25 protein-coding genes are annotated in these 25,126 nt (G+C 72.0%); 15 read left to right on the top strand and 10 right to left on the bottom strand.

All coding sequences use genetic code 11. From position 1 onward, the window contains the following. Nucleotides 1-79: 79 nt before the first annotated feature. On the bottom strand, nucleotides 80-454 hold the full coding sequence (locus AB0M36_RS03030; RefSeq protein WP_364151425.1) for a VOC family protein: 375 nt from the start codon (nucleotides 452-454) through the stop codon (nucleotides 80-82). Nucleotides 455-721: 267 nt separating this feature from the next. Between AB0M36_RS03030 and AB0M36_RS03025 the strand changes: the two genes are divergently transcribed. The 6 genes from AB0M36_RS03025 to AB0M36_RS03000 all read left to right on the top strand — a co-directional run bounded on the left by AB0M36_RS03025 (nucleotide 722) and on the right by AB0M36_RS03000 (nucleotide 9,590). Beyond that, the gene (locus tag AB0M36_RS03025; RefSeq protein WP_364151422.1) at nucleotides 722-901 is read left to right on the top strand and encodes a hypothetical protein; all 180 of its coding nucleotides are present in this window, start codon (nucleotides 722-724) and stop codon (nucleotides 899-901) included. Between the two features lie 74 nt (nucleotides 902-975). Continuing rightward, entirely contained in the window at nucleotides 976-1,998 is a 1,023-nt protein-coding gene (locus AB0M36_RS03020; RefSeq protein WP_364151419.1) for a glutathione S-transferase C-terminal domain-containing protein, read from the top strand. Between the two features lie 9 nt (nucleotides 1,999-2,007). Further along, on the top strand, nucleotides 2,008-4,878 hold the full coding sequence (locus AB0M36_RS03015; RefSeq protein WP_364151417.1) for an SWIM zinc finger family protein: 2,871 nt from the start codon (nucleotides 2,008-2,010) through the stop codon (nucleotides 4,876-4,878). Then, nucleotides 4,875-5,936, top strand: a complete 1,062-nt coding sequence (locus tag AB0M36_RS03010) for an AAA family ATPase (RefSeq protein ID WP_364151414.1) — start codon at nucleotides 4,875-4,877, stop codon at nucleotides 5,934-5,936. The genes AB0M36_RS03015 and AB0M36_RS03010 overlap by 4 nt, the downstream gene beginning before the upstream one ends. Then, complete coding sequence (locus tag AB0M36_RS03005; RefSeq protein ID WP_364151411.1) at nucleotides 5,929-8,418, top strand: DUF5682 family protein; 2,490 nt, start codon at nucleotides 5,929-5,931, stop codon at nucleotides 8,416-8,418. The genes AB0M36_RS03010 and AB0M36_RS03005 overlap by 8 nt, the downstream gene beginning before the upstream one ends. Then, the gene (locus AB0M36_RS03000) at nucleotides 8,415-9,590 is read left to right on the top strand and encodes a VWA domain-containing protein (protein WP_364151409.1); all 1,176 of its coding nucleotides are present in this window, start codon (nucleotides 8,415-8,417) and stop codon (nucleotides 9,588-9,590) included. Before AB0M36_RS03005 ends, AB0M36_RS03000 begins: the two co-directional genes overlap by 4 nt. 68 nt (nucleotides 9,591-9,658) lie before the next feature. On the opposite strand, the gene AB0M36_RS02995 is transcribed toward AB0M36_RS03000, so the two are convergent. Further along, a complete protein-coding gene (locus AB0M36_RS02995; RefSeq protein ID WP_364151406.1) occupies nucleotides 9,659-10,069 on the bottom strand; it encodes a hypothetical protein in 411 nt (136 codons plus the stop codon). A 709-nt stretch (nucleotides 10,070-10,778) separates the two neighbouring features. Here AB0M36_RS02995 and AB0M36_RS02990 point away from each other — a divergent pair. Next, nucleotides 10,779-10,994 carry a Scr1 family TA system antitoxin-like transcriptional regulator gene (locus AB0M36_RS02990; protein WP_364152239.1) on the top strand — a complete coding sequence of 72 codons (216 nt, stop codon included), beginning with the start codon at nucleotides 10,779-10,781 and terminating at the stop codon, nucleotides 10,992-10,994. Next, nucleotides 10,994-11,131 carry a hypothetical protein gene (locus AB0M36_RS02985; RefSeq protein ID WP_364151403.1) on the top strand — a complete coding sequence of 46 codons (138 nt, stop codon included), beginning with the start codon at nucleotides 10,994-10,996 and terminating at the stop codon, nucleotides 11,129-11,131. The genes AB0M36_RS02990 and AB0M36_RS02985 overlap by 1 nt, the downstream gene beginning before the upstream one ends. Nucleotides 11,132-11,145: 14 nt before the next feature. Here the strand turns inward: AB0M36_RS02985 and AB0M36_RS02980 are convergent, their stop codons facing one another. Then, nucleotides 11,146-11,883: a 4'-phosphopantetheinyl transferase superfamily protein gene (locus tag AB0M36_RS02980; protein WP_364151400.1), complete on the bottom strand. Its 738-nt coding sequence runs from the start codon at nucleotides 11,881-11,883 to the stop codon at nucleotides 11,146-11,148. A 71-nt stretch (nucleotides 11,884-11,954) separates the two neighbouring features. Between AB0M36_RS02980 and AB0M36_RS02975 the strand changes: the two genes are divergently transcribed. Beyond that, a complete protein-coding gene (locus AB0M36_RS02975; RefSeq protein ID WP_364151398.1) occupies nucleotides 11,955-12,392 on the top strand; it encodes a nitroreductase family deazaflavin-dependent oxidoreductase in 438 nt (145 codons plus the stop codon). Between the two features lie 3 nt (nucleotides 12,393-12,395). Here the strand turns inward: AB0M36_RS02975 and AB0M36_RS02970 are convergent, their stop codons facing one another. The 4 genes from AB0M36_RS02970 to AB0M36_RS02955 are packed head-to-tail and all read right to left on the bottom strand — an operon-like array spanning nucleotide 12,396 to nucleotide 16,367. Further along, entirely contained in the window at nucleotides 12,396-13,238 is an 843-nt protein-coding gene (locus tag AB0M36_RS02970; protein WP_364151396.1) for an ABC transporter ATP-binding protein, read from the bottom strand. After that, nucleotides 13,238-14,269 (bottom strand): iron chelate uptake ABC transporter family permease subunit, encoded by a 1,032-nt coding sequence (locus AB0M36_RS02965; protein WP_364151393.1) that lies wholly within the window; start codon nucleotides 14,267-14,269, stop codon nucleotides 13,238-13,240. The genes AB0M36_RS02970 and AB0M36_RS02965 overlap by 1 nt, the downstream gene beginning before the upstream one ends. Continuing rightward, nucleotides 14,266-15,357: an iron chelate uptake ABC transporter family permease subunit gene (locus AB0M36_RS02960; RefSeq protein WP_364151391.1), complete on the bottom strand. Its 1,092-nt coding sequence runs from the start codon at nucleotides 15,355-15,357 to the stop codon at nucleotides 14,266-14,268. Before AB0M36_RS02960 ends, AB0M36_RS02965 begins: the two co-directional genes overlap by 4 nt. Continuing rightward, entirely contained in the window at nucleotides 15,354-16,367 is a 1,014-nt protein-coding gene (locus AB0M36_RS02955; RefSeq protein ID WP_364151388.1) for an ABC transporter substrate-binding protein, read from the bottom strand. The genes AB0M36_RS02960 and AB0M36_RS02955 overlap by 4 nt, the downstream gene beginning before the upstream one ends. A 185-nt stretch (nucleotides 16,368-16,552) precedes the next feature. On the opposite strand from AB0M36_RS02955, the gene AB0M36_RS02950 reads away from it, so the two are divergent. Beyond that, nucleotides 16,553-17,698, top strand: coding sequence for a DUF5925 domain-containing protein (locus tag AB0M36_RS02950; RefSeq protein WP_364151386.1), 1,146 nt, complete (start codon nucleotides 16,553-16,555; stop codon nucleotides 17,696-17,698). A gap of 87 nt (nucleotides 17,699-17,785) precedes the next feature. On the opposite strand, the gene AB0M36_RS02945 is transcribed toward AB0M36_RS02950, so the two are convergent. Next, nucleotides 17,786-18,073 carry a DUF1540 domain-containing protein gene (locus AB0M36_RS02945; protein WP_364151384.1) on the bottom strand — a complete coding sequence of 96 codons (288 nt, stop codon included), beginning with the start codon at nucleotides 18,071-18,073 and terminating at the stop codon, nucleotides 17,786-17,788. Nucleotides 18,074-18,306: 233 nt separating this feature from the next. On the opposite strand from AB0M36_RS02945, the gene AB0M36_RS02940 reads away from it, so the two are divergent. The 4 genes from AB0M36_RS02940 to AB0M36_RS02925 all read left to right on the top strand — a co-directional run bounded on the left by AB0M36_RS02940 (nucleotide 18,307) and on the right by AB0M36_RS02925 (nucleotide 21,632). Beyond that, nucleotides 18,307-19,461: a glycosyl hydrolase gene (locus tag AB0M36_RS02940; RefSeq protein ID WP_364151382.1), complete on the top strand. Its 1,155-nt coding sequence runs from the start codon at nucleotides 18,307-18,309 to the stop codon at nucleotides 19,459-19,461. Between the two features lie 44 nt (nucleotides 19,462-19,505). After that, the gene (locus tag AB0M36_RS02935) at nucleotides 19,506-20,339 is read left to right on the top strand and encodes a patatin-like phospholipase family protein (RefSeq protein ID WP_364151380.1); all 834 of its coding nucleotides are present in this window, start codon (nucleotides 19,506-19,508) and stop codon (nucleotides 20,337-20,339) included. Nucleotides 20,340-20,409: 70 nt separating this feature from the next. Continuing rightward, nucleotides 20,410-20,931 carry a SigE family RNA polymerase sigma factor gene (locus AB0M36_RS02930; RefSeq protein ID WP_364151378.1) on the top strand — a complete coding sequence of 174 codons (522 nt, stop codon included), beginning with the start codon at nucleotides 20,410-20,412 and terminating at the stop codon, nucleotides 20,929-20,931. Further along, nucleotides 20,928-21,632, top strand: coding sequence for a hypothetical protein (locus AB0M36_RS02925; protein ID WP_364151375.1), 705 nt, complete (start codon nucleotides 20,928-20,930; stop codon nucleotides 21,630-21,632). Before AB0M36_RS02930 ends, AB0M36_RS02925 begins: the two co-directional genes overlap by 4 nt. Before the next feature lie 78 nt (nucleotides 21,633-21,710). Here AB0M36_RS02925 and AB0M36_RS02920 read toward each other — a convergent pair whose 3' ends face one another. Continuing rightward, entirely contained in the window at nucleotides 21,711-22,094 is a 384-nt protein-coding gene (locus tag AB0M36_RS02920; protein ID WP_364151372.1) for a hypothetical protein, read from the bottom strand. Nucleotides 22,095-22,333: 239 nt separating this feature from the next. On the opposite strand from AB0M36_RS02920, the gene AB0M36_RS02915 reads away from it, so the two are divergent. Further along, nucleotides 22,334-23,131: an SGNH/GDSL hydrolase family protein gene (locus tag AB0M36_RS02915; RefSeq protein ID WP_364151369.1), complete on the top strand. Its 798-nt coding sequence runs from the start codon at nucleotides 22,334-22,336 to the stop codon at nucleotides 23,129-23,131. 41 nt (nucleotides 23,132-23,172) lie between these two features. On the opposite strand, the gene AB0M36_RS02910 is transcribed toward AB0M36_RS02915, so the two are convergent. Then, a complete protein-coding gene (locus AB0M36_RS02910; protein ID WP_364151366.1) occupies nucleotides 23,173-24,957 on the bottom strand; it encodes a protein kinase in 1,785 nt (594 codons plus the stop codon). Nucleotides 24,958-25,126: the final 169 nt, after the last annotated feature.

Here is a 25,126-nt window from a genome sequence, read left to right as displayed (position 1 = left end):
GCGGGGCCGTTGCGCGGGTAGGTCGGAGCCTCGGCGACGTTCTCGACATCCCCGCGGAAGAATCTCCGCGGAAATCCGGCTAGGCGTTCTGCCAGAGCCCGATCAGGTTGCCCTCGGTGTCGCGGACATAGGCCGAGAAGCCCATCTCCGCGACCGCCTGCCGGCCGATCTCGACCCGGCCGCCCAGCTTCTCGATCCGGGCCAGGCTGTCGTCGAGATCCTCGACGCCGATCGTGATGACCGGCGAGGTGATCGGCCCCTGCCGGGCCAACATGCCGCCGTTGATGCCGCCGACCTCACCGGGACGGCCGGTGTCGTCGGTCGGCGTGGTCGTGACCATCGTGTAGGACATCTCCGGCATGGACGTCACCTGCCAGCCGAAGGCCTCGCGGTAGAAGCCGTGTGCGCGCTCGGCGTCCTCGAACGGCACCTCGAAGTGGACCACCTTGTCCATCTCGCCCCTCCTAGGGTTGTCGGTTCACCCCTAGACGCTAGTCCCGAGGTCCGACAAAAGGAGCCCGCGAGCCGTCGGCTATCGCCCGAGTCCGGCGTCGCGGGCCCGGACGATCGCCTCGGCGCGGTCGGCCACCTGGAGCTTGGCGGCTGCCGCTCCAGCTGCTCGGCCAGGCCGGCGACCACACCGTACGGGTCGTCGCGGCGGCCGCGCACGAGCCGGCGTACCAGGGTCCACAGTCGTTGCCGCAGCGGCCCGTACACGGCGGTGACCAGCAGTAGGGCCAGCACGGCGGCGTCGCGCTCGGCGAGCCGTTCCCCCAGCACCGCGCTCGCCACGCCCAGCACGCAGGCGTCGACGACCAGCACGGAGAGGGTCACGGCGGCGTACGTCGCGCTGAGCCTGATCCTGGCCCGGCGCCCGCACCTCAGCGGCGCCCGCGACTGACGACCGACATACCGGTACCCGGCCCGCGCGGGCCGGGTCCCGTGCTTTCCTCTTCGACCAGCGATGATGAGCACATGGCTTATGTCTCGGAGTCCGGTGAGTTCACCCGTGACCAGCGCTACATCGCCACCCGGATCACCGCGGACGGCCGCGACGGCTATCCGGTGGAGCCGGGCCGCTACCGCCTGGTGGTGAGCCGCGCCTGCCCGTGGGCCAACCGCGCGATCATCGTGCGGCGGTTGCTGGGCCTCGAGGACGCGCTGTCGATGGCGATCGCCGGGCCGACGCACGACGAGCGAAGCTGGACGTTCGACCTGGATCCGGGCGGGCGGGATCCGGTGCTCGGGATCGAACGGTTGCAGGAGGCGTTCCTCCAGCGGTTCCCGAACTACGACAAGGGCATCACCGTGCCGGCGATCGTGGACGTGCCGACCGGGAAGGTGGTGACGAACGACTTCGCGCAGATCACCCTCGACCTCTCGCTGGAGTGGACGGCACACCACCGGGAGGGCGCCCCCCAGCTCTATCCGCCGGCGTTGCGGCAGGAAATCGACGAGGTCAACGGGTACGTGTTCGCGGACGTCAACAACGGCGTCTACCGGGCCGGCTTCGCGGGGTCGCAGGAGGCTTACGAGCGGGCGTACCACCGGCTCTTCGACCGGCTGGACTGGCTCTCGGACCGGCTTGCCCGGCAGCGGTATCTGGTGGGCGACACGATCACCGAGGCCGACGTGCGGCTCTTCACCACCTTGGCGCGCTTCGACGCGGTCTACCACGGGCATTTCAAGTGCAACCGCGGCAAGCTGAGCGAGATGCCGGTGCTGTGGGCGTACGCGCGGGATCTGTTCCAGACGCCGGGCTTCGGGGACACGACCGACTTCGTCCACATCAAGAGCCACTACTACGAGGTGCACCGCGACATCAATCCGACGGGGATCGTCCCGGCGGGGCCGGACCTGTCGGGGTGGCTCGAGGAGCACGGGCGCGAGCGGCTCGGCGGGCGGCCGTTCGGGGACGGAAGTCCGCCCCCGGCGCCGAGAGCAGGCGAGGAAGTGCCGGCGGGGCACGGGGCGGAAAACGTCGTACCCCGCTCATAGAGTTTGCGGGTGCCTGTCGAACGCTGGTCCACCGCCCAGGTCACCGCCGTCGCCCCGGACGCCGGTTCACTCAAGGGCGCCCGCGGTGTCGGTGTCGCCTCGAAGTGGCAGGCGACCGGCCTGCTCGACGATGTCCTGTGGGGACTGTGCGAGGGCAGCGGGAAGAATCCCTATCAGGTCTGCGTGGATCTCTCCGGTCCGGCCTACAAGTGCTCCTGCCCGAGCCGCAAGTTCCCCTGCAAGCATGCTCTGGGCCTGCTGTTGATGTGGGCGGAGGACGCCGCGCCGGGCCCGGCCGCCGAGACACCCGCTTTCGTCGCCGAGTGGCGGGCCAGCCGGGCGGCGCGCGCCGTGGCCACCGCGCGGAAGGCCTCCGGACCGGTGGATCCCGAGGGTGCCCGCAAGCGCGCCCGCCAACGCGAGGAGCGGGTCGCCGCGGGCATGGCCGAGCTCACCCGCTGGCTGGAGGACCAGATGCAGCAGGGTCTGGCTGGCGCCGAGCACGCCGGGCGCGCGCCGTTCGAGACCATGGCGGCCCGCCTCGTCGACGCGCAGGCGCCGGGTGCGGCCTCCGCCGTGCGCCGCCTCGGTGACGTTGTCGGCATCGGGCCGCAGTGGGCCGACCGGCTTCTCGGCGGCCTGGCGATGGTGCGCCTGCTGGCGGCCGGCCACGAGCGCGTCGACACGCTGCCTCCGGCCGTGGCCGCCACGGTGCGCGCGCGGATCGGCTTTCCGGTTGCGACGGAGGATGTCTTAGCCACCGCGCCCGTGTCCGACCACTGGCAGGTGCTCGGTCAGACCGACAGCGACGACGGCACGATCATCACCCGGCGCACCTGGCTGCACGGCGTCGACAGTGGACGATTCGCGCTCCACCTGTCATTCGCCGCTCCCGGCCAGACGCTGGCGGCCGACCTCGTTCCCGGCACGTCCTTCGACGCCGACTTGTGCTTCTATCCCGGCGCGGCACCACTGCGCGCCCTCGTCAAGGACCGCCGATCAGCGCCACGGCCGATGTCGGAGCCGGGCGGGGCGACCACCGTGCGGGGGGCGCTGCACGGCTGGGCTGCCGTCCTCGCCGCCGAGCCGTGGCGCTTCGACGCCCCCGCCCTGCTGGCGGACGTCACGCCCGGCTCCGACGGCTTCCTCACCGACGCCGACGGCGACGCGCTGCCGCTCGCCGCCGGGCACCGGGAGCCGTGGTGGTTGCTGGCCGCCGCCGGCGGTGCACCGGCCACAGTGTCGGCCGAGTGGACGCCGGCGGGCCTGCGGCCGCTGGCCGCCTGGGTGCAGGGCCGCTTCGTGCCGGCGGCTCCCCCGGTGCCCGACGGCGGGGCGCGGCACTCTCCCGAGCTTCCGCCCGGCCTGCTGGCGGCGGCCCTGGTGGGCACGAGCCGCCGGCCATTCACCGCGACGTCCGTCGACGTCGGCGACCACGGCATCGGCCTGGGTCCCGGATGCTCCCTCCTGGAGGCCGCGGCCACCGCCCTGGTCTACCGCCGCGCCGGCACGACACCGTCCACCTCGCACCCGCCGGTCGAGCCGGCACCCGCCGAGACCGGCCCGCCGGTGCCGTCCGCCGCAGGCGCGCGACTGCTGCGCCTGCTCAGCGACGGTGGTGCTCCGGGCGGCGCCCAGCAGGCTCAGGAGCTGCTCGCCCAGTGGCTCGTCGCGGCCGCGACGCACGGCGGCCACGTCCCACCGGAGGCGTTGCCCGCCCTGCTCGACGCCGGCCGCCGCAACAGCGTCGTACGGCCCACCATCGGCCGGGTCGCCGGGGAACGCGGCCGCTGGCTGGCGGACCTGCGGCCGGAATGGCGGTGGTTGCGGGACGAGGCGCCCGGCGCGGCGGTCGCCGATGACCCGGCGATCTGGGAAACGGGCACCGGTGGTGAGCGCCTCGCCCACCTCACCCGCCTGCGGGGCACCGACCCCGCCGCCGGGCTGGCCCTGCTGCGCGGCACCTGGCGCGGCGAGACGCCCGAGGACCGCGCCCGGTTCGTCGCCGCGCTGTGCGCCGGGTTGTCCCTCGCCGACGACGAGTTCCTCGAGGCCGCCCTCGACGACCGGCGCAAGGAGGTTCGCGAAGCCGCGCTCGAGCTGCTGCGACGGCTTCCGGGTGCCAACCTCGGCAAGCGAATGGCGACGCGTGCGCTGGCCGCGGTCACGCTCGAGCGCCGCGCCCTGGGACGCGACCGGGTGGCGGTCACGCCGCCCGCCGAGCTCACCGACGAGCTGCGCCGCGACGGTGTCGCCGCCCAGCCCGCCCGGGGCAACGGCGTGCGGGCGTGGTTGCTCGAAGAGGTCGTCGCCGGCACCCCGCTGGCCACCTGGACGACAGCGTTCGGCCGAGGCCCGTCAGCCGTCGTCGATCTGGCGCGCGGCAACGACTGGGAGGCGGCCCTGCTGCACGGCTGGGCCAAGGCCGCGATCACCCAGGCCGACTCGGACTGGGCCTCAGCGCTGGTGCGCAACGACTCTCGGGAGAGTGCCGCGGGGCTGCGCGAGGCCGTCCGGTGGGACCTGCATCTGCTGTTGCCCCCGGCGGACCTCGCCCGGATCGCCGCCGACTTCCTGCGCCGCGAGGACCATCTCGCCCACCGCCTGCTCGCGGTGCATCCCGGCGCCTGGCCGGACGAGCTCGCCGTCGCGGTGATCGAGACCATCGCGCACCGGGCCCGCACCGACCGGCACAGCTGGCAACTCGCCGAGCTGTGTCGCGCCGCCGCCACCGCCATGCCCCCGGCGTACGCGACGCACGTCGCCCAGCTCACCACCCGCCTCGATCAGGACTCTGCCGACCCGTCCCGGATCCGGCCCGTCGCCGACCTGGCCCGCACCCTCACCTTCCGCCACGAGATGCTCATGGAGTTTCAATGACCGCTCTGCGCCCGCACGCCGAGGAGCAGTATGCCGACGAGCTGGCCCTGCTCGCGGAGACCGACGACCGGCCGCGCCCGCACGGCTGGCGGTTGTCCCCGCACGCCGTGGTGACCTATCTGCTGGGCGACGGCGCGAAGATCACCCCGAAGTACGTGGGCCCGCGCCGGCTCATGGAGGTGGCGGTGTCCACTCTGGTCACCGATCGGGCGCTGCTGCTGCTCGGCGTCCCGGGCACGGCCAAGACCTGGGTCTCCGAGCACCTCGCCGCCGCCGTCAGCGGCGACTCCACCCAGCTGGTGCAGGGCACGGCGGGCACGGCCGAGGAGGCCATTCGGTACGGGTGGAACTACGCGCGGCTGCTCGCCGAGGGCCCGTCCGAGGCCGCCCTGACACCGAGCCCGATCATGCGCGCCATGCGGAGCGGCTCGATCGCCCGCGTCGAGGAGCTCACCCGCGTGCCCTCCGACGTGCAGGACGCGCTGATCACCATCCTGTCCGAGAAGACACTGCCGGTGCCGGAGCTGAACACCGAGGTCCAGGCCCAGCGCGGCTTCAACCTCATCGCCACCGCCAACGACCGCGACCGCGGCGTCAACGAGCTGTCGAGCGCGCTACGGCGGCGCTTCAACACCGTGGTGCTGCCCATGCCCGCCTCGGCCGACGACGAGGTGGAGATCGTGGCACGCCGGGTGGCCCAGCTCGGCCGCTCGCTCGACCTGCCGGAGGTGCCCACCGCGCTCGAGGAGATCCGCCGCGTGGTGACGATCTTCCGCGAGCTCCGCGGCGGCATGACCGAAGACGGCCGCACCAGGCTCAAGTCCCCGACCGGCACCCTGTCCACCGCCGAGGCCATCTCCGTCATCACCAGCGGCATGGCCCTGGCCGCCCACTTCGGCGACGGCCGACTCCACCCGGCCGACGTGGCCACGGGCATCCTCGGCGCCGTGGTCAAGGACCCGGTCTCCGACAGCGTCGTCTGGCGCGAATACCTCGAGACGGTCGTCCGCGAACGCACCGACTGGCGCGACTTCTACCGCGCGGCCCGCGATGCCTGAACGGCTGTACGGCATCCGCCACCACGGCCCCGGCTCGGCGCGGGCGGTGCTCCAGGAGCTCGAACGGCAACGACCGTCCGTCCTGCTGGTCGAGGGCCCGCCCGAGGCCGACGACCTGGTCGCCTGGGTTGCCGACCCAGGCCTGGATCCGCCGGTGGCGCTGCTCGGCTACGCGACGGACGACCCCCGCCGGTCCGCGTTCTGGCCGTTCGCCGTCTTCTCACCGGAATGGCAGGCGATCCGCTGGGCCGTGCGCCACGAGGTGCCGGTGCGGTTCTTCGACCTTCCCTACGCCTATCGGCTCGCGGACGACGACACACCGGACCTACCACGTGCCGCCGTTCCTCCCCCGCCGTCCACCTCGCCGCCGCCAACCGCCGCGCCGCCGCCAACCGCCGCGCCGCCGCCAACCGCCGCGCCGCCGCCAACCGCCGCGCCGCCGCCAACCGCCGCGCCGCCGCCAACCGCCGCCCCGTCGCCATCCGCCGCGCCGCCGCCAACCACCTCGCCGCCGCCGGCCGCCACGCCATCGCCGGCCGCCACGCCATCGCCGGCCGCCTCGCCGTGGCCGTCGCCGTCGCCGGCCGTCGATCCTCCGTTGCCCGACGCGGAGTCCGAGGAGGACGGCGGGTCTTCGGGGCGGGCGCGACGGCCTGCCGATCCGATCGGGGAACTGGCCCGGGCCGCCGGCTACGACGATCCCGAGCGGTGGTGGGAGGACGTCGTCGAGCACCGGGGCATGCCCGCCTTCGCCGCGATCGCCGAGGCCATGACCGCCATCCGGGAGAACTCCCCCGAGGATCCCGAGGATCTGGTCCGCGAGGCGTACATGCGAACGGTGCTGCGCGAGGTGCGGCGCACCCATGACGACATCGCCGTCGTCTGCGGCGCGTGGCACGTGCCGGCGCTCACCCGCAAAGTCACCGCGAAGGACGACGGCGCGCTGCTCAAGGGGCGCAAGAAGGCGAAGGTGGCGTTCACGTGGGTGCCGTGGACGTACGGAAGGCTGGCGTCTTGGTCCGGCTACGGCGCCGGAGTGCGGTCCCCGGGCTGGTACCACCACCTTTTCACCGCCGGCGGTGACGTCGTGCCGCGGTGGCTCGTCGACGCCGCCGGGGTGTTGCGCGCCGAAGGGGTGCCGACCTCGTCCGCGCATGTCATCGAGGCGACCCGGCTGGCCGAGGCCCTGGCCGTGCTGCGGGGCCGCCCGCTCGCCGGGCTCGCCGAGGTCACCGAGGCCGCCGAGGCGGTCATGTGCGACGGCGAACCGTTGCGGTCCGAGCTCATCGGGCGGCAGCTGGTCGTCGGCGAGCGGCTCGGCGGCGTGCCGGACGAGATGCCCGCCGTGCCACTGGCCAAGGATCTCGCCGCACGGCAGCGTGCCGTACGCCTCAAGCCGGAGGCTCTGGAACGCACCCTCGAGCTGGACCTGCGCCGCGACATCGACCTGGCCCGCAGCCATCTGCTGCACCGGATGCGCGCGATCGGCGTGCCGTGGGGTGAGCCGGAGACGGCTCGGCGCGGCACCGGCACCTTCCGGGAGCAGTGGCGGTTGCGGTGGCTGCCCGACTTCGCGGTGCAACTGGTCGAGGGCAGCATGTACGGCACGACGGTCGTGGCGGCGGCCACCACGAAGGTGACCGAAGCGGCCCGCGCGGCGGCCACCCTCGGCGACGTGACGGCGCTGGTGGAGGTGTGCCTGCTCGCCGACCTGGCCGACGCCTTCCCGCCGGTGCTCGCCGCCCTCGACACCCGTGCCGCGGTGGACGCCGACATCAACCACCTCATGGCCGCGATTCCCGCCCTGGCTCGGGCGCTGCGTTACGGCGATGTGCGACGTTCGGACATCGCCGGGCTGGCGACGGTGACGTCGAGCCTGCTCACCCGGGTCTGCGCCGGCCTGCCCGCGGCCGCCGGCTCGCTCTCCGACGAGGCCGCCGGGGAGTTGCGCGACCACCTCGACGGGGTGCACCGGGCCGTGTGCCTGTTGGACGACGCGGAGCTGCGCGAGCGCTGGCTGACCACGCTCGCGGCGGTCTCTCAGCGGTCCGGGCTGCACGGGTTGTTGGCCGGGCGACTCACCCGGCTGCTGCTCGACGCGGGCCGGCTGGACACCGCCGAGGTGCGGCGGCGGCTGCGGTTGCCGCTGACCGTCGGCACGCCGCCCGCGCACGGCGCCGCCTGGGTCGAAGGCTTCCTGTCCGGGGGCGGGTTGCTGCTCGTGCACGACGACGCGCTGTTGGAGCTCATTGACGGGTGGCTCGCCGACATTCCGGCGGACGGCTTCGACAACGTACTGCCGTTGCTGCGGCGTACCTTCGGCGCTTTCGCGACCGGGGAACGCCGCGCCATCGGCGAACGGATCGCGGGCGGCGTGGGCGGCGCGGGCGGCGCCGACGCGGAGCCCATCGCCCTGGACCACGACCGGGCGGCGCGCGTGCTGCCCACCCTGAGCGCCCTGCTGGGACGGGAGATCGGATGACCGACATCGACGACGCGGCGCGGCGTGAGCGGATGCGCCGGTGGCGACTCGTGCTGGGCGGTCCCGCCGACGAGTCCCTGGGCGCGGCACAGGGCCGGGACGGCCGGATGGACGCCGCCCTCGCGGCCCTCTATGACAGCGCCGAGGACACGGAGGATCGGCGCACGTCCCGGTCGGCCGGGCTCAACGACTCGGCCCCCAAGGTGGCCCGCTGGCTCGGCGACATCCGGGAATACTTTCCGAGTACGGTCGTGCAGGTCATGCAGGCCGACGCCATCGAACGCCTCGACCTGACCCGGCTGCTGCTCGAGCCGGAGATGCTCGCCGCGGTCGAGCCCGACGTCCACCTGGTCGGCACGCTCCTGTCGCTGAACCGGGTGATGCCCGAACGCACCAAGGACGCGGCACGCCAGGTCGTCCGCAAGGTCGTCACCGAGCTGGAGGAACGGATCAGCCAGAAGACCCGGGCGGCGATCAGCGGGGCGCTGAACCGGGCGGCCCGGATCAACCGCCCCAGGCTGACCGACATCGACTGGGACCGGACCATCCGCGCCAACCTCAAGCACTACCAGCCCGAGCACCGCACGGTCGTCCCGGAACGCCTGGTTGGATACGGCCGACGCACCACGGCGATCCAGCGCGACGTGGTGCTCTGCGTCGACCAGTCCGGCTCCATGGCGGCCTCGGTGGTGTTCTCCGGCGTCTTCGCCGCCGTCCTGGCCTCCATGCGCTCGCTGAAAACCTCCCTGGTCGTCTTCGACACGGCGGTGGTCGACCTGACCGACCAACTCGCCGACCCGGTCGAGGTGCTGTTCGGCACCCAGCTCGGCGGCGGCACGGACATCAACCGCGCGATCGGCTACGGCCAGCAGCTCATCACCCGGCCCCGCGACAGCATCTTCGTGCTGATCAGCGACCTCTACGAAGGCGGCGTCCGCGAGCAGATGCTGCGCCGGGTCGCCGAGATGACCGCGGCCGGAGTCCAGGTCGTCGTGCTGCTGGCCCTCTCGGACGAGGGCGCCCCGGCCTACGACCACGAAAACGCCGCGGCCCTGGCAGCCCTGGGAGTGCCGGCCTTCGCCTGCACTCCGGACGCCTTCCCGGAGCTGATGGCGGCCGCCATCGAACGCCGAGACCTGATGGGTTTCGCCCAGCGGTTCGCCGACCGCTGACGCCGCCGTTCAGGGAGGCCACCAACGACAGACACTCCCCGTTCGCGACCGCTGACCCGACTCGCCCGCTAACCCGTCTCGCCAGGGACGGCGAGGTCATCACCGCTGACTACGAGGCAGCCGAGGATGCCGGTCAAGACGGTCCGCTGGACCCGCGTGAGGTCGTTCACGAAAACCGCGGCGTCGATGTCCGCCTCCCGGCATGCCTCGGCGATCTCGCGGACCTTGCCGTGCGTCAGCAGCGTCCGGCGCGAGAACGGCAGGCCCATCCGGGCCGCCCCGCCGGGGCGTTCCTTCCACCGATCGGAGGGACCCCGGCGCTGGACGAACCGGCCCACCACCCGGCTACCGCGGGCCTCGACCAGTGCGGCAAGCTCGTCGAGCCGGACGCCGAACTGCTTCTCCTTCGCCGAGAACAGCCCGACAAGCACGACGTCGGCGCCGGCAAGTGGGTCACCAAGGTTCCGGTACTGCTTCACGCTGACATGATCACTTCTGCCCGGACCCCGGGCCAGAGATTTCCGAGCAGCCGAAGGCCAGCACATCCTCGGCCACCTGCTCAGGGGGCCGCGACCCGTCGACGAACGCGGCGTCGGTCAGCGAGGCGAACATGGTCACCGCCTGGCTGACGTGGTCCTGCCGCCATCGCCGGGCCTCGAAGTCCACCTGATCCGCGTCGATCCGGACCCGCAGCCGATCCTCCGGAACGTCCAGGACGAATTCACGGACCTCGACGCCGGCGCCGCGGATGCCGCCCAGGATCTCCGCCCGGTAAGCCTCGTTGATCAGACTCATTGGGACGACCCATGGGTGCGAATACTGCCGAGCCAAGCCGACCATCGTCTCGATGACGAGGTGACGCCACAGCGGAAGGTCCTGGAAGTCGCCGGTCGGCGACTCGACGAACGGCATCAGCATGTAGCCGACGTGCTCGGGGTCGAAAAGCTTCGCACCGCTCAGCCCCTTCACCACCAGGGCCGCCGTCGTTGTCTTGCCAGATCCGAACGCACCGTTGATCCAGACGATCATGGCAAGGATCGTTCCATCGCTCAGCAACGTCGTCGCGGTCTCGTTCGCTGTCCAGGCTCCGGCGTCAACAAACTCCGGCCACGTCACAGGCCAGCAGTGTTCAGTCAGCGATGGTGTCGCGTCTGCCGCCGTTGGGCTCTTTGAAGGCGGGCGTCGACGCTGGTTCCCTGGTTCCGAGAGGGGGCCGCGATCGAGCGTGACGCACGCACCCTGCGGTCTTTCCAACCGCTGGTACTGCCCGGGCTCTTCCAGACGCCGGAATACGCACATGCGCTCTGCGCGACGGGCAGTCACTTGCCGGCTGACCATGTGGAGCAGATCGTCGCGAGCCGGATCGAGCGGCAGGTTGTCTTGGAACGGACCCCCCTCCACTGATGGTGGTGGTATTCGACTACACCGTTCTGGAGCGGCCCGTCGGCGGGCCCAAGACGATGCACTCTCAACTGCTGTTCGACCGCCAGGAGTGGGCGGCGTTCCTCGGCGGAGTCAAGGTCGGCGAGTTCGACCTCTGAGTGTCGGTCATGAGCTAGAGCACGATGGCCGTCAGGACGATCCCGTCCACCACCAGGAACCTGCCGGTCAGCCTTTCGAACGGCCCCGACCGCAACAGCCGGGCCGAGAATTCGCCCGCCTTCGGGTCGAAGGTCAGGGACGCCTCCTCGAAACCGAGCCACTCCCCCGTACGCGGAAACCAGACCTTGTAGACCGACTCCTTGGCGCTGAACAGCAGCCGCTCCCACCACGTCTCCGGATGCTCCGCGGCCAGGTCCGTCAGATGCTCGCGTTCCTCCGGCAGCGAGACCAGGTCGAACACGCCGTCCGGCAGTGGGCCGTGCACCTCGGCGTCGATGCCGATGCCCGTCACGTCGGCGTCCCGGGCGACCGCCGCCGCCCGGTAGCCGGCGCAGTGGGTGAGGCTGCCGACGATACCCCGCGGCCAGATCGGGGCGCCGCGGTCGCCGCGCAGGATGGGGGCGGGGGGCATGTCGAGGGCGGCCAGGGCGGTGCGGGCGCAGTGTCGGACGGTGGTGAATTCGCTGCGTCGTTTGGGGACCGCGTTTGCCACGAGTTCCGCCTCGGCGGGGTATAGCGTGGCCGCGGGTGGGTCGTCGAGGGCGTACGCCGATCGGACCGGTGCCGGCAGGATGCGCTCGATCATGCCGGAGGCGATCCGGGGTCGGCGGCGGCGAGGATCACGGGCATGGCGGAACCCTACCGGGCCGCCGTGCCGCAGGTCACTGGCCACATCGGACTTGATGATCACGTCAACCGGCGTTCTCCTGGTGGAGAAGCTGGTGGAGAAGCCACCATCGAGCACGGAGAAGGGGAACGAACATGCCTTTGACCGGCGAGTACGCACCAAGTCCCACCGACTGGGCACGCGAGCAGGCGGAGAAGTACGAGGCGTCCGGTGGCGCGGAGGCCGGCACGATGCAGGGCAAGCCGGTGATCGTGCTCACGTCGGTGGGCGCCAAGTCCGGCAAGCTGCGCAAGACACCGCTGATGCGCGTCGAGCACGGCGGCGAGTACGCGGCCGTCGCCTCGCTGGGCGGTGCGCCGACCCATCCTGTCTGGTACTGGAACCTGGTGAAGAATCCGCACGTCGAGCTCCAGGACGGCGCGGAGAAGCACGACTACCTGGCGCGTGAGGTGCACGGCGAGGAGCGGGCCGAGTGGTGGGCGCGGGCCGTCGAAGTCTGGCCGGCGTACGCGGACTACGTGACCAAGACGGACCGGGTCATCCCCGTGTTCGTGCTGTCCCGCATGTCCTGAGACTCACCGCACGAGGCGGCGGGTTCTCCCGGTTCGCGCGGCCGGCACCACCAGCGGTGTGCCGGTCTGCGGGTCCGGGATGACCTCGCACGGCAGGCCGTAGACCTCCTCGACCAGCTCGGCCGTGATGACCGCGCCCGGGTCGCCCGAGGCCACGATGCGCCCGGCCTTCATGGCGATCAGGTGGGTCGCGTACCGGCAGGCGTGGTTGAGATCGTGCAGCACGGCGACCAACGTGCGGCCCTGTTCGTTGAGGTCCGCGCAGAGGTCCAGCAGGTCGATCTGGTAGGCGATGTCGAGGTACGTCGTCGGCTCGTCGAGCAGGAGCAGGTCGGTCTGCTGGGCCAGCGCCATCGCCATCCACACCCGCTGGCGTTGGCCGCCGGAGAGTTCGTCGACGGCCCGGTCGGCCAGTTCTGTCACGCCTGTCGCCTCCATCGCGGCGGCGACCTGGTTCTCGTCCTCGGGGGTCCACTGCCGCAGGAGCTTCTGGTGGGGGTAGCGGCCGCGGGCGACGAGGTCCGCCACCGAGATGCCCTCGGGTGCCGTCGCCGACTGCGGGAGCAGGCCGAGGCGGCGCGCGACCTCTTTCGCGCGGTACGAGCCGATCGCCTGCCCGTCCAGCACCACCGTGCCCCGCTTCGGGGTGAGCAGGCCGGACAGGGATCTCAGCAGCGTGGACTTGCCGCACGCGTTGGGCCCGACGATGACCGTGAACGAGCCGTCCGGGATCGTCACGTCCAGCCCGGACGCGATGACCCGGTTGTCGTACGCGAGGGTCAGGTCCGATCCAGACAGCCGCGACGCTGAGCCTTCCCGCGGCGGAAAACCGAAACGAAGACTCACTAGCTTCCTCTCCGCCATTGCACGCTGAGCACCCACGCGAGATAGACCCCGCCGACCGCCCCGGTGATCACTCCGACCGGCAGTTGGGCCGGGGCGACAAGCCGTTGGGCGGCGAAGTCGCTGAGCACCATCACCAGCGCCCCGGTGACCGCCGCCGGCACGAGTTGCGGCGCCGCCGAGCCGGTCAGGCGCTTGGCGATCTGCGGCGCGGCGAGCGCCACGAACGCGATCGGGCCGGTGGCGGCGGTCGCCACCGCGCAGACCGCCACGGCCAGGAACACGAGCAGCGGGCGGGCCCGGTCGACCCGTACGCCGAGGGACCGCGCGGATTCGTCGCCGAGCTCGAGCATCGCCAGCCGCCGGCTGAGGATCAGCAGCAGGGGGGTGAGGACGAGCAGGGCGATTCCCAGCAGCCGGGCGTACTCCCAGGTCCGGCCGCTGAGCGTGCCGACCAGCCAGGTGGCGGCGGCCTGCGCCTCGGCGAGGCCGGCGCGGCTGAGCAGGTAGCCGTTGACGGCGGCGAGCATCGCGCTGACGCCGATGCCGACGAGTACGAGGCGCCGGATCGCGCCGCCGCCCAACGCGGCCAGCCCGTAGACGAGGGCGGCGGTGAGGGTGCCGCCCACGACGGCCCCGACCGCCGCGCCCGCCGCACCGGCGCCGAGCACCAGGAGGGCGACGACCGCGCCGGTGGCCGAGCCGACGGTGAATCCGATGACGTCGGGGCTGCCCAGCGGGTTGCGTGACAGGCTCTGGAAGACCGCGCCGGACAGGCCGAGGGCGGCGCCGGCGAGCAGCGCCAGGGCGACCCGGGGCAGGCGCAGGTCGAGCAGGATGAACCGGTCGGCGCGGCGGCCACCGCCGCCCAGGATCTCGACCACATCGGGGTACGGGATCCGCACGCCGACCGCGGTGACGGTCCAGGCGGCGATCGCCAGCGCCGCCGCGACCAACAGCACGGTGACCGCCATGGTGCGCAGGTCGAGGCGGACGGCAACGCCGGGCGCGCGCAGGGTGAGTCGGCGGCTCACAGCGGCACGATCCGCCGGCGCAGGATGATCGCGATGAAGACGGGCGCGCCGAGGAGGGCGGTGACCAGGCCGACCTCGAGCTCGCCGGGCCGCGCCAGCACCCGGCCGACGATGTCCGAGAGCAGCAGCATGACCGGCGCCAGGACCAGGGAATAGGGCAGCAGCCAGCGCTGGTCCGGCCCGACGATGGTGCGGGCGATGTGCGGCACGGCGAGCCCGACGAAGGCGATCGGACCGACGGCCGCGGTGGCCGCGCCGCAGAGCAGGGTGATGGCTACCACGGACAACAGCCGGGTGCGGTTCAGGTTGGCGCCGAGGGCGCGGGCGGTGTCCTCGCCGAGTGCGATGGCGTTGAGCGAGGGGCCCAGCGCGAGGGTCAGCAGCACGCCCGCGGCGATGAACGGCAGCACCGCGTACAGGGTGGGGAGGTCCTTCGCGGTGAGCGAGCCGATCATCCACACGCGATAGACCTCGAAGGTCGCGGAGTTGAGCAGCGCGAAGCCGTTGACGACGGCGAACAGGGCGGCGTGGATCGCGGTGCCGGCGAGGGCCAGCCGTTCCGGCGAGGCGCCGGAGCGGCCGCGCGAGCCGAGCAGGTAGACCACGGTGAAGGCGGCGGCCGCGCCGGCGAAGGCGAACCAGATGTAGCCGGTCAGCGAGCCGATGCCGAAGATCTGGACGGCCACGACCACCGCGGCGGCGGCCCCCGCGTCGATGCCGAGGATGCCGGGGTCGGCGAGCGGGTTGCGGGTGAGCGCCTGGATGAGCGCGCCGGCCAGGCCGAGCGCGATCCCGGCGGCCAGGCCGAGCAGCGTACGGGGGATGCGCAGCTCCGTGATGATCTGCACGTCCTGGGCCCGCTCGGCCAGGCTGGTGTGCCCGTCCAGCGCGTCCCAGACCGTGCCGAGCGGGATCGACTTGGTGCCGACCGCGACGCTCAGCGCCGCGACGGCGACGAGGGCCGCCACCGCGACGACGAGGCCGAGGCCGCGTGTCGTGAGTCCGCCGCGAGCGCGGACGCGCTCCTGAAGGGGCGCGTAGCCGGCGCGCTCGGCGGCCTCGTGATCCCGCTCGGCCAGTGCGGTCACGCCAGGGCGTCCTTGACCATCGGGAGGAACTTCTCGATGGTGTACGGGGTGCTCAGCACCGAGTTGGTGGAGAACGCGTTGACCAGGTCGGCGTCGTCGATGACGAGCAGGCGCTTGGCCTTGGCCGAACCGATGCCGTTAAGCACGGCGTCCTTGCGGATCGCGTCGCCGGCGCCGAGGCCGAAGACGACGGTGAGGTCGGCGTCGAGCAGGTTGACCTGCTCCTTGGAGATCTGGGCGTAGAAGCTCTGCGGCTTCAGGTCCTCGATCTTCTGGGAGTTCTTGAAGCCGAGGGCCTCCATGAACTGCACGCGGCCGTCACCACGGGTGTAGGCGCCGTACTGTCCGCTGAACGCGGCCGCGATGACGACGCTCTTGCCGGCGAAGGTGGGGTTGGCGGCCTTGACGTCGGCCAGGGCCTTGTCGTTGGCGGCGACGAGCGCCTCACCCTCGGCCTTCTTGCCGATGGCCTCGGCGATGAGCATCGTCTGGTCCTTGAGCGTGGTGCCGTAGGCCGCCACGCCGGCAGGTCCGCTCAGGGTGGGTGCCAGCTTCTCGAGCTGGTCCCACTTCGCCTTGTCGTTGTCACTCTTGGTGAACGTGACGAGGTCGGGACGCAGGGTCGCGACCTGCTCGTAGTTGATCTCCGGGCCCTTCAGCACGGTCGGCTTCGCGCCGCCCAGCTTGGCCTGCGCCCACGGGCCGACGCCGACCGGCCACGCCTGGAACCAGTCGAGGATGCCGACCGGGACGACGCCGAGCGCGAGCAGGGCGTCCGCGTCCGCCCAGCCGAGCGAGACGACGCTCGCCGGCGCCTTCTCGACGGTGGTGGTGCCGAACTGGTGGGTGACCTTGGCCGGGAACGAGCCGCCGCCGACCTTCGCCGAGGTGGTGTTCGAGCCGGTGCCACCGGACTTGTCGTCACTGCAGGCCGCGAGCAGCCCGGCCGCCGCGACACCCGCCGCGCCGAAGAACAAACCGCGGCGCGAGATAAGCGGGTTGGTCGCCATGTGGTCTCCTGATCGATATGAGTGCTGGTCAATGCGTGTTAGGTAACCCTCACCTTACCGACCAGCCGTGATCTTGGGAAATGGAGTCGGGAAGCACGGCCGAGGACCCGCGCCGACGGTCCCGTTCGGACCATCTTGCGGTAAAACAGGGTGCCCCTCCGGGACTTTCAGACGATCATGGGGTAATGCGTACCCCCCACCAGTCCGTCGACCGGCTCGGCAGCCGTCCCGTAGAGCCGGCGGCCGTCCCGCCCGCTCACACCCCGCTGCCGCTGTCCGGTGCCGTCGACGACGGTGACCGGCTGGTGGACGTCGTCGACCTGCTCGCCCTCGATGCCTTCGTCACCGGGCGTGAGCCGTTCGGCCGGACGAGTTACCTGGAGAACGTCCGCGCGGACGCGGCCCTGACGACCGACGACGCGCGTGTGGTCCGCGACGCCCTCGAGGAGGACAGCCACGGACGGTTGTCCACCGGTGAGGGCTGGACCCTGCACGTGACCCGGTGGAAGCAGAGCCGCCGCGCCCGCGTGACGGTCACCGCGGTGAGCGCCGAGCTCGCCGAGTCGGTGCTCGCCGCGGCTACGGTCAACGCGGTCGAGGAGCCCGGACCGGCGGCGGACAGCGTGCCGATCGGGTTCTGGCACTTCGGCCCGCACGGACCGCGGCGGGTGCAGCGCGAGATCGACGCCGCCCCCTGGGACAAGATCCGGGCAAACTACGCCGGCCCGGTAGCCCGTACGCTCGAACGTCTCATGGCCGTCGACGGCACCGCCGTCAACGGCCGCCTGTTGTTGCTGCACGGCGAGCCCGGCACCGGAAAGACCACCGCCCTGCGGGCCCTCGCCCAGCAGTGGCGCTCGTGGTGCCAGGTGGACTGCGTGCTCGATCCGGAGCGGATGTTCGGCGACCCCGCGTACCTGATGAGCGTGGCGCTGGGCAGCGGAGACGATGATGAGCCGCGCTGGCGGCTGCTCATGCTCGAGGACTGCGACGAACTGATCAGCGGCGAGGCCAAGGCGAGCGCCGGTCAGTCGCTGTCGCGGCTGCTCAACCTCACCGACGGCCTCCTCGGCCAGGGCCGCAACGCGCTCATCGCGATCACCACGAACGAGGATCTGGCGTCGCTGCACCCCGCCGTGGTCCGGCCCGGGCGGTGCCTCGCGAGCATCGAGGTCGGGCGGCTGCCGTACGCGGAGGCGACCGCGTGGCTGGGGACCTCGAGCGGCCTCGGCCCGGAGGGCGCCACCCTGGCCGAGCTGTACGCCCTGAAAACCGGCGCCCGCCCGGTCACCGTGCCCAGCACCGCACCGTCGACCGGCCTTTACCTGTAGATCGCCGCGACGAAGTTGTCGCAATTAAAGAAGACCGCCGCCCTCGAAAAGGGCGGCGGTCTTAGGTAAGGCTCACTTCGCAGACAATTACCGGGCCGAGTATGTGAGGCAGTCGGCGCGATCTTCGGCGGCACCGACGGTGATCGCCGGCGCGTGGCACTCCAGGTCGGTGTTGTGCACGCACTCGGCGCGGTGACAGGCGCCCACCTGGGCCATGACCTGGCCCATCCCGCCCTCGTTGCCCTCGATGAACGTGTCGCACTCGTTCTTGGCGCGGCCGATCGTGATCGCGAAGGCCGTGCATCCGTCGTGGTTGTAGCCGCAGCCGCTTACCGTGCACGCCTGCACACGCGGCATCTCCATCATTTGAGTCATGGTCTGGCCTCCCTTTCTCAAGGCCGAGAATAAACTATTGAAGAGCACGACGCGCGGTGGCGGTCCGACAGTTCTCGAGAATGCAAAGAATAGGAGAGCCATTCTTTAGGCAAGCCATACCTTGCTTTCGAGGAGGCGGACCCGTCCGGTGACGCCGCGCGCGAACCCCACACCCACCGGCCCGAAAAATGTCAGACTGCGGCGACACGCTCCGACCGCCGGGAGATCACCGCATGGCCGAGGGACGAGGGCACGGTCGCCGGTCGCTGGTGGTCGCGGCGTTCGCGACACTCGTCGCCCTGACCGGCCTCGCCGTCGGCGTCGCGACGACGGCCACCCACCGGAGCACGCCCGACGGCGAGCCCGCACCCAGCTCCCCCGCCGCCGCGTCGAACGCCCCGTCAGGCGCCGTGGCGTCCCCGCCGGCCGCCACGGTGCGTGATCGTCGGTCGGCGCGACAACTCCTCGCGATGCCACGGACGGTGGGCTCCTGGCCCGGCGCCAACGGCCTGTCCGGCGTGAACGGCGATCCCCGGTTCGACACCGCGCACGTGACCGCGTTCTGCACCGCCCGCGGCCGAGCTTGCCGGGTGACCCAGACCTACACCGACCGCACGTCCTGGGAGTCGATGACCAGGGGTACGGGCTGGACCTTCGAGCTCCTGGCCGACTTCGACGGCATGCTGGTGATCTCGCAGGGCCTGGTGCCCAAGGGCGCGAGCGAGGACCTGCCGTCCTGCGCCCGCGGCGAGCACGACGCCGACTGGCGGGCCTTCGGCACGCTTATGCGCGACCACTACCGAGGCGACTCGGTGGTGCGGCTGGGCTGGGAGTTCAACGAGAAGACGTCCCCCTGGCTCGCCACCGACCCGAAGACATGGATCGCGTGCTACCGGCGGGCGGCCGACAACATCCGCGCCACCAATCCGGACGTGCTGCTGGAATGGACGATCAACGCGCACAGCACGCCGGCCGGCGTCTGCGGCGGGCTGAGCACCAACTGCTATCCCGGCGACGCGTACGTGGACATCGTCGGCATCGACAACTACGACCACTACCCCTGGTCGCCGACGAAGGCCGCGTTCGACCGCGCGGCGGCCGCTCCCGAGGGACTGACCTGGCTGTACGACTTCGCACGGGCACACGGCAAACCGTTCGCGGTGGGCGAGTGGGGCGTGGTGCCGACGGCGGACGCGGGGCGCGAGAACCCGGACTTCATCACGTGGATGCACGAGTGGTTCGCGGCTCACGCGGCGCATCTGGCTTACGAGGCGTACTTCTCCGACTGCGGCGCCGGCGGGGTGCAGTCGAGCCTGTTCCGCACCGACGCGGCCTGCCGCCGGAACCCCGGTTCGGCGGCCAGATACGCGGCCCTGTTCCGCACCTAGATCCCGGCGCGCGGACGCCACCGGGAGAGTGCATAGTGGGGCGCATGGAGAAGCGTGCGCTCGTCCTGGGCGGAGGCGGCGTCACCGGCGTCGCGTGGGAGATCGGGTTGCTGCACGGCCTCGCCGAGCGCGGGCTCGACCTGACCGCCGCCGATCTGGTCATCGGCACCTCCGCCGGATCGGTGGTGGCCGCGGAGCTCACCGGCGACACGCCCCTCGACAAGCTGTACGCCCGCGAACTCGCCGACACCAGCGGCGACACGAACGCGGTCGTCGGCACGCGGGTGCTGCTCGGCTTCGTGCTCGCCGCGCTCTGGCCGGGCGGCCGTACGCGGGGTCGGGCACGGCTCGGCCGGGCCGCGCTGCGGGCCCACACGGTGCCCGAATCCGAGCGGCGTACGGCCATCGCGGCGCGGGTCCGGCGCGACGACTGGCCCACGACCCGCCTGCTGGTGCCGGCCGTCGACGCGCTGACCGGCGCCGTCGAGATCTTCGACCGCGACAGCGGGGTGTCCCTCATCGACGCCGTCGCGGCGAGCTGCGCGGTGCCGTTGGTCTGGCCGCCGATGACGGTCGGCGCCCGCCGCTACGTCGACGGCGGCGTCCGATCCGCCGCGAACGTCGACCTTGCCCGCGACTACGACCGGGTCGTGGTGATCGCGCCGATCGCCGTCGCCGCCCGGCGAGCCGATCGCCCGTACGCGCAGGCGCAGCGGCTGGGGCCCGGCGTGCGGACGGCCGTCATCAGCCCGAACGCCGCCTCCCGGACCGCTATCGGGCGCAACGCGCTCGACCCCTCGCGCCGCGCCCCGGCCGCCGAGGCGGGCAGGGCACAGGCGGCCGAGGTGGCAGAGCGGGTGGGCAAGGCCTGGCAGTAGGCGGCCATCATGGGCGGGTGCTCCGCAAACTCGCCGCAACCTTTCGCGGCCCTCGCCCGTCTCTGCTCCCGTGGGAGTAGGCCGACGAGGTGACGACGAGTTCGTCGAGTTCGCCCTGGCGAGCTCGGCGCGGCTGCAACGCGCCGCATATCTGCTGACCGGCGACCGACATCAGGCGGAGGAGGCGGCCCAGGCCGCGCTCGTCCGGGTGTACGCGTCGTGGGGTCGGGTCCGCCGCAAGGACCCGTACGCCTACGCCCGCACCGTCCTGGCGAACCTGCTCACCGACCAGTGGCGCCGCCCGCTGCGCGAGTACGCCACCGAGGAACTGCCGGAGCGCCCGGCGGCCCGGGACGTGGCCGACGACGTCACCCGGCGGCGCTGGCTGATCGGGGCGCTCAAGGCACTCTCCCCCCGGGAACGCACGGTCGTCGTCATGCGACATTTCTTCGACATCACCGAGGTGGACGTCGCGCGGGAGCTCAACCTCTCCCTCGGCACGGTCAAGAGCCTCAACTCCCGCGGGCTGGCCAAGCTCCGGGTCTCGATTCCCTCCCCCCGCCAGGGCCTGGAAACCGGAGCAGCGCGATGACCGACCTAGATGACCTGAAGGACGCCATGCACTCGCCGCCGGACTTCGAGCCGCGCCCCCTCGACCTCGGCGCGGTCATGGCCCAGGGCAGCCGCCTGCGCCGCCGACGCCGCCTGGCGGTGACCGGGGCCTCGGCCGCCACCGTCCTGGCCCTGCTGGTCGGCGGCAGCATGCTGACCCGCCTCGGCGACGGGCCGATCGAGTCCGCGCCGGTCGCCTCCGCATCCTCCACAGGGGTGCTCGGCGAGGTGATCGACACCGGTTTCCGGTCCGACGGTGAGCCGGTGCTGCTCTGGTTCGTGCCGATCGAGGACGCGATGGTGCCGGGGACCGCGATCGGACTCACCACCGGCCGGCGTACGGCGCGGGGAACGCTGGAGCGGTTGGTCCTGATGAACGAGACCGAGGGCTCGTCCCGCTCTCCCGGCTTCCACTCGCCGCACGTGGCGACGGAGGTGGACGGCTACTCCTCGCCCGCCTTCGGCTACTTCGTCGGCACCGACGTGGTCCGGATCACCGCCGTCGCCGACGGAAACCTCGTCGAGGCGCGGTTCGCGCGGTGGAGTAACGATCCGTCGGTCGTCGCCTTCTGGTTCGATCCCGCGCAGGTGCCGGCGGAGAGGTCGCTGACGAAGCTGACCGCATACGACGCCGACGGCAGGGCGCTGCCCAGCCGCGACGTCGGGTTCGGCACGGGCTGACCCGCTCACGCTGAGGGGCGGCTCAGCGTGGAAGGCGCGGCTCAGGCGCGGAAGGCGCGGCTCAGCGGGCGACGCGGCTCAGGCGCGGAAGGTGCGGCGGAGCCGCTCGGTCAGGCCGAGCGGGCGCGGCGCGACGGGCGCGGGCCCGCGGGCCGTCGTGGACGGTCGGGAGCGTCCGATCGGCTGGTCGTAGTCCGCGCGGGCGACGGCCTCGATGATCTGCTCCTCGCCGAAGTTCTCCGAGCCCGGGATCGAGGGCACGAAGCCCACGAGAACACCGTTGCGCATGATCTGCGCCTCGAGACCCGCGGTGCCGTCGTTGTCCCAGATCGCCTCGCGGCCGTCGGGCAGCACGACCCGGATCCCGTACCGGGTGATGCCGGCCTGCGGCAGTTTCACGTGCGCGAAGACGTTGCGCGCGCGGAGTGTCTTGACGACCCGGTGTGCCCTTTCTTCGTCCATGCGGCGACGCTAGTGCGCCGAGCTGTGGACACGCTGAAGAACGGCTGTACCGCCGTTGACAATCGACTACTCTTCGCACATGAAACGTAACTGCATGACATACATGCAGGTCACATCGATGCATGTTACTACGTTGTAACTCGAATGTCACTATATTTCATTCGACGAGGCCTTGACTTACTCTTCGGTAACCGGAGCGCTTCGGCCCCCACCATCCCCAGTGGATCTGGAGGCCCCCGATGAGCAGACGTCTTTCCGTCTTCGCCTGCCTCGTCACGTCCATCCTGCTCACCGTCGCCACCGCGGCCCCCGCCGCCGCATCTCCCCCCTCGGCGTGGGACTACATCGCCATGGGCGACTCCTACTCGTCCGGCGTCGGCACGTCCGGGCAGTCCGGCAGCTGCTTGCGCAGCCCCAACGCCTACCCCGGGCTGTGGGACGCCGCGAACGATCCCGCCTCGTACCGTTCGGTCGCCTGCAGTGGCGCCACCACCAGCTCGCTGCGGTCCACCCAGCTGTCCGCCCTGTCCACCGGCACCGATCTGGTGACGGTGACCATCGGCGGAAACGACGCCGGCTTCGCCTCCACCGTCATCACCTGCACGCTGGTCAGCGACAGCGGTTGCGCCGCCAAGGTCGCCGAACAGCTCGAGCTGCTCGACGAGGAAATACCCGCCTGGCTCGACGCCACCTATCGCGACATCCGGGCGAAGGCGCCGAACGCGAAGGTGGTCGTGCTCGGCTATCCGCTGCTGTTCGACGTGACCGCGCCGAGTTGCGGCTTCGCCGGCATGAGCATTCCCAAGCGCAAGTCCCTCAACCACGGCGCCACCGAGCTCAACAAGGTCATCCAGGCGCGCGTCCGGGCGGCCGGCTTCACCTGGTCGGACGTGACGGACGAGTTCGCGGGCCACGGCGTCTGCGGTCCCAGCCCGTGGCTGCACGGCCTCACTCTGCTCCCGCCGACCGACTCCTTCCACCCCAACGGCAACGGCCACAAGTACGGCTATCTGCCGGCGCTGAACTCCGTGCTCTGAACCCGGGCGGCGGGCACGTCGGTGACGTGCCCGCCGTGGTCTCAGAAGGCGAATTCGGTGCCGCGCGCGGAACCGGCCTCGACCCTGCCGTCGTGGCTGAACCGCCACGACATCACCACCTGGTAGCGGTGTCCCCGGCGGGGACTCACCGTGGCGGTCCCACACTCCCGCGACCGTGCCCCGTCCCGGAAGACCAGGCCGGCACAGCTCTTCCCCGGGTAGCTGGCACCGGTCGCCACGTCGCGCAACTCCACCGAGAGCGTGGCCGTGCCGTCGCGCGGGGCGGTCAGCGTCGCGGTGACCTGGACCTTCTCCCCGACCTTGTGGCACGGCCGCACCGCCATCGCGTTGTCGTAGCTGAGCGCGTACTGCTGCGCGCATTCCCAGGGGCCATAGGTCTTCTCAGTGACCGGAGACTCGGCGGTCCCGGTGGTCTGTGGGCGCGAGGTCGACACCGCCGACGTGGCGGCTCCGGCGGGCAGCCGGCTCTGCCCGGCGCCGGAGTCGTTCCCGCGCTCACGCGCGGAGCGTGCCGGCGTCGGCGTCGGCGCCGACCTCGCGGAGGAGGCGGCGACGGAAGGCTGGGCGTTCCCGGTCCCGGCCTGAGCCACGGGCGCCCCCGCGGCCGGCTTCCCGCCGGCGCGGCCGAGGTGCCATGCCGTGGTCGCCACCCCGGAGGCGAGCATCGCGGCGCAGACCAGCACGATCATCGCCCACGGGCGGGCCCATCGCCAGCTCGCCGGCTGGTTGCGGCGCCGTGGCACCCGGGGCCGGCGCGAGCCAAGCGACGGATGCCGGCCGGGCCCCGAGGCCGGCCCCTGCGGATCGGGGGTACGCGACGCGTCCGGTTCAGCGGACGCCCGGCCGCCGTCCGCGCCGGGCGGGTCCGCCGGCCCCGAGTCACGGGGGCCGGGCGGGCGGACCGCCGGGGCGCTCAGGGCGGGGGCGTCCACGCGGCGGGCCACGTCGCCGAGCTCGACGACGAGCTCACCGGCCGCCGGGCGCAGCCGGGGCTTCTGTTCCAGACAGCTCGCGATCACCTCCCACAGCGGATCAGGAATGCCCTGCCTGCGCTCCGGAGTGCCCTCGAGATGCAGCCGCATCAGATCGGTGACCGTGTCGCTGTCGTACGGCGGCCGCCCCGACACCATCTCGTACAGCAGCACGCCGAGGGCGTACACGTCGGCGGCCGGGGTGATCGAGGAGCTGTGGAACGCCTCCGGTGACATGTAGTGCGGGGTGCCGACGACGGCGTGCGTGGTCGTGAGGCTGGGGGTGTTCAGGATCCGGGCGATGCCGAAGTCGGTGAGCCGGATGTCGAGCCGGCCGTCCTCGCGGTGCAGCAGGATGTTGTCCGGCTTGAGATCGCGGTGCACGATGCCGAGCTCGTGCGCCTCGGCGAGGGCGGCCGCGACCTGGGCGCCGAGCCGTGCCACCTCGGCCGGCGCGAGCGTGGGCCGCTCGCGCAGGTAGTCGCGCAGACTGCCGCCCGGAACCAGGTCCATGACGAGCCCGAGCGATTCGCCGACGCTGAACAGGTCACGGACCCGGACCACGTTGCGGTGCCGCAGCATGAGCAGGATCGTGCGCTCCTGCACGAAGCGGGTGACCAGCTTCGGCTGCCGCAGCAGGCTCTCGTGCAGCAGCTTGACCGCGACCGGCTCGCCGGAGGAGCGGTCGACGCCACGCCAGACCGTTCCGGTCGCGCCGTGCCCGATGGGGCGGATGAGGATGTACGAGCTGCCGACACACCGTCCGCTCAGATCGAGGGTCGACGCGCCGTCGGAATCCGTCCGTGCGCCGCCGCTCGTGGGATCCTGGTCCACCTGTGGTCGTGCCTCCCGCCCGCCGCGTGCCGCGACATCCGACTTGGCCGACCGGAATGATGCTGTTTGTCCGTTCAATAGGCAACCCCACGCGTCGGAGTTCGCACGTGAGGTAGGTGTCCCTCGCCACCCGTCACCGGATCCCCCTCCCGTCGTTGCCCGAGATGGA

This window comes from Actinoplanes sp. NPDC051346, assembly GCF_040682215.1.
Lineage (GTDB): Bacteria > Actinomycetota > Actinomycetes > Mycobacteriales > Micromonosporaceae > Actinoplanes.
This window is presented reverse-complemented; position numbering and strand designations above follow the sequence as displayed.

What these genes read in the sequence shown, in the direction of transcription:
- AB0M36_RS03005 (WP_364151411.1), top strand. Translation starts at nt 5,929, where the DNA reads ATGCCTGAACGGCTGTACGGCATCCGCCACCACGGCCCCGGCTCGGCG.
- AB0M36_RS02950 (WP_364151386.1), top strand. Translation starts at nt 16,553, where the DNA reads ATGCGTACCCCCCACCAGTCCGTCGACCGGCTCGGCAGCCGTCCCGTA.
- AB0M36_RS03020 (WP_364151419.1), top strand. Translation starts at nt 976, where the DNA reads ATGGCTTATGTCTCGGAGTCCGGTGAGTTCACCCGTGACCAGCGCTAC.
- AB0M36_RS02940 (WP_364151382.1), top strand. Translation starts at nt 18,307, where the DNA reads ATGGCCGAGGGACGAGGGCACGGTCGCCGGTCGCTGGTGGTCGCGGCG.
- AB0M36_RS03030 (WP_364151425.1), bottom strand. Translation starts at nt 454, where the DNA reads ATGGACAAGGTGGTCCACTTCGAGGTGCCGTTCGAGGACGCCGAGCGC.
- AB0M36_RS02925 (WP_364151375.1), top strand. Translation starts at nt 20,928, where the DNA reads ATGACCGACCTAGATGACCTGAAGGACGCCATGCACTCGCCGCCGGAC.
- AB0M36_RS02955 (WP_364151388.1), bottom strand. Translation starts at nt 16,367, where the DNA reads ATGGCGACCAACCCGCTTATCTCGCGCCGCGGTTTGTTCTTCGGCGCG.
- AB0M36_RS03010 (WP_364151414.1), top strand. Translation starts at nt 4,875, where the DNA reads ATGACCGCTCTGCGCCCGCACGCCGAGGAGCAGTATGCCGACGAGCTG.
- AB0M36_RS02920 (WP_364151372.1), bottom strand. Translation starts at nt 22,094, where the DNA reads ATGGACGAAGAAAGGGCACACCGGGTCGTCAAGACACTCCGCGCGCGC.
- AB0M36_RS02945 (WP_364151384.1), bottom strand. Translation starts at nt 18,073, where the DNA reads ATGACTCAAATGATGGAGATGCCGCGTGTGCAGGCGTGCACGGTAAGC.
- AB0M36_RS02935 (WP_364151380.1), top strand. Translation starts at nt 19,506, where the DNA reads ATGGAGAAGCGTGCGCTCGTCCTGGGCGGAGGCGGCGTCACCGGCGTC.
- AB0M36_RS02915 (WP_364151369.1), top strand. Translation starts at nt 22,334, where the DNA reads ATGAGCAGACGTCTTTCCGTCTTCGCCTGCCTCGTCACGTCCATCCTG.
- AB0M36_RS03000 (WP_364151409.1), top strand. Translation starts at nt 8,415, where the DNA reads ATGACCGACATCGACGACGCGGCGCGGCGTGAGCGGATGCGCCGGTGG.
- AB0M36_RS02975 (WP_364151398.1), top strand. Translation starts at nt 11,955, where the DNA reads ATGCCTTTGACCGGCGAGTACGCACCAAGTCCCACCGACTGGGCACGC.
- AB0M36_RS02985 (WP_364151403.1), top strand. Translation starts at nt 10,994, where the DNA reads ATGGTGGTGGTATTCGACTACACCGTTCTGGAGCGGCCCGTCGGCGGG.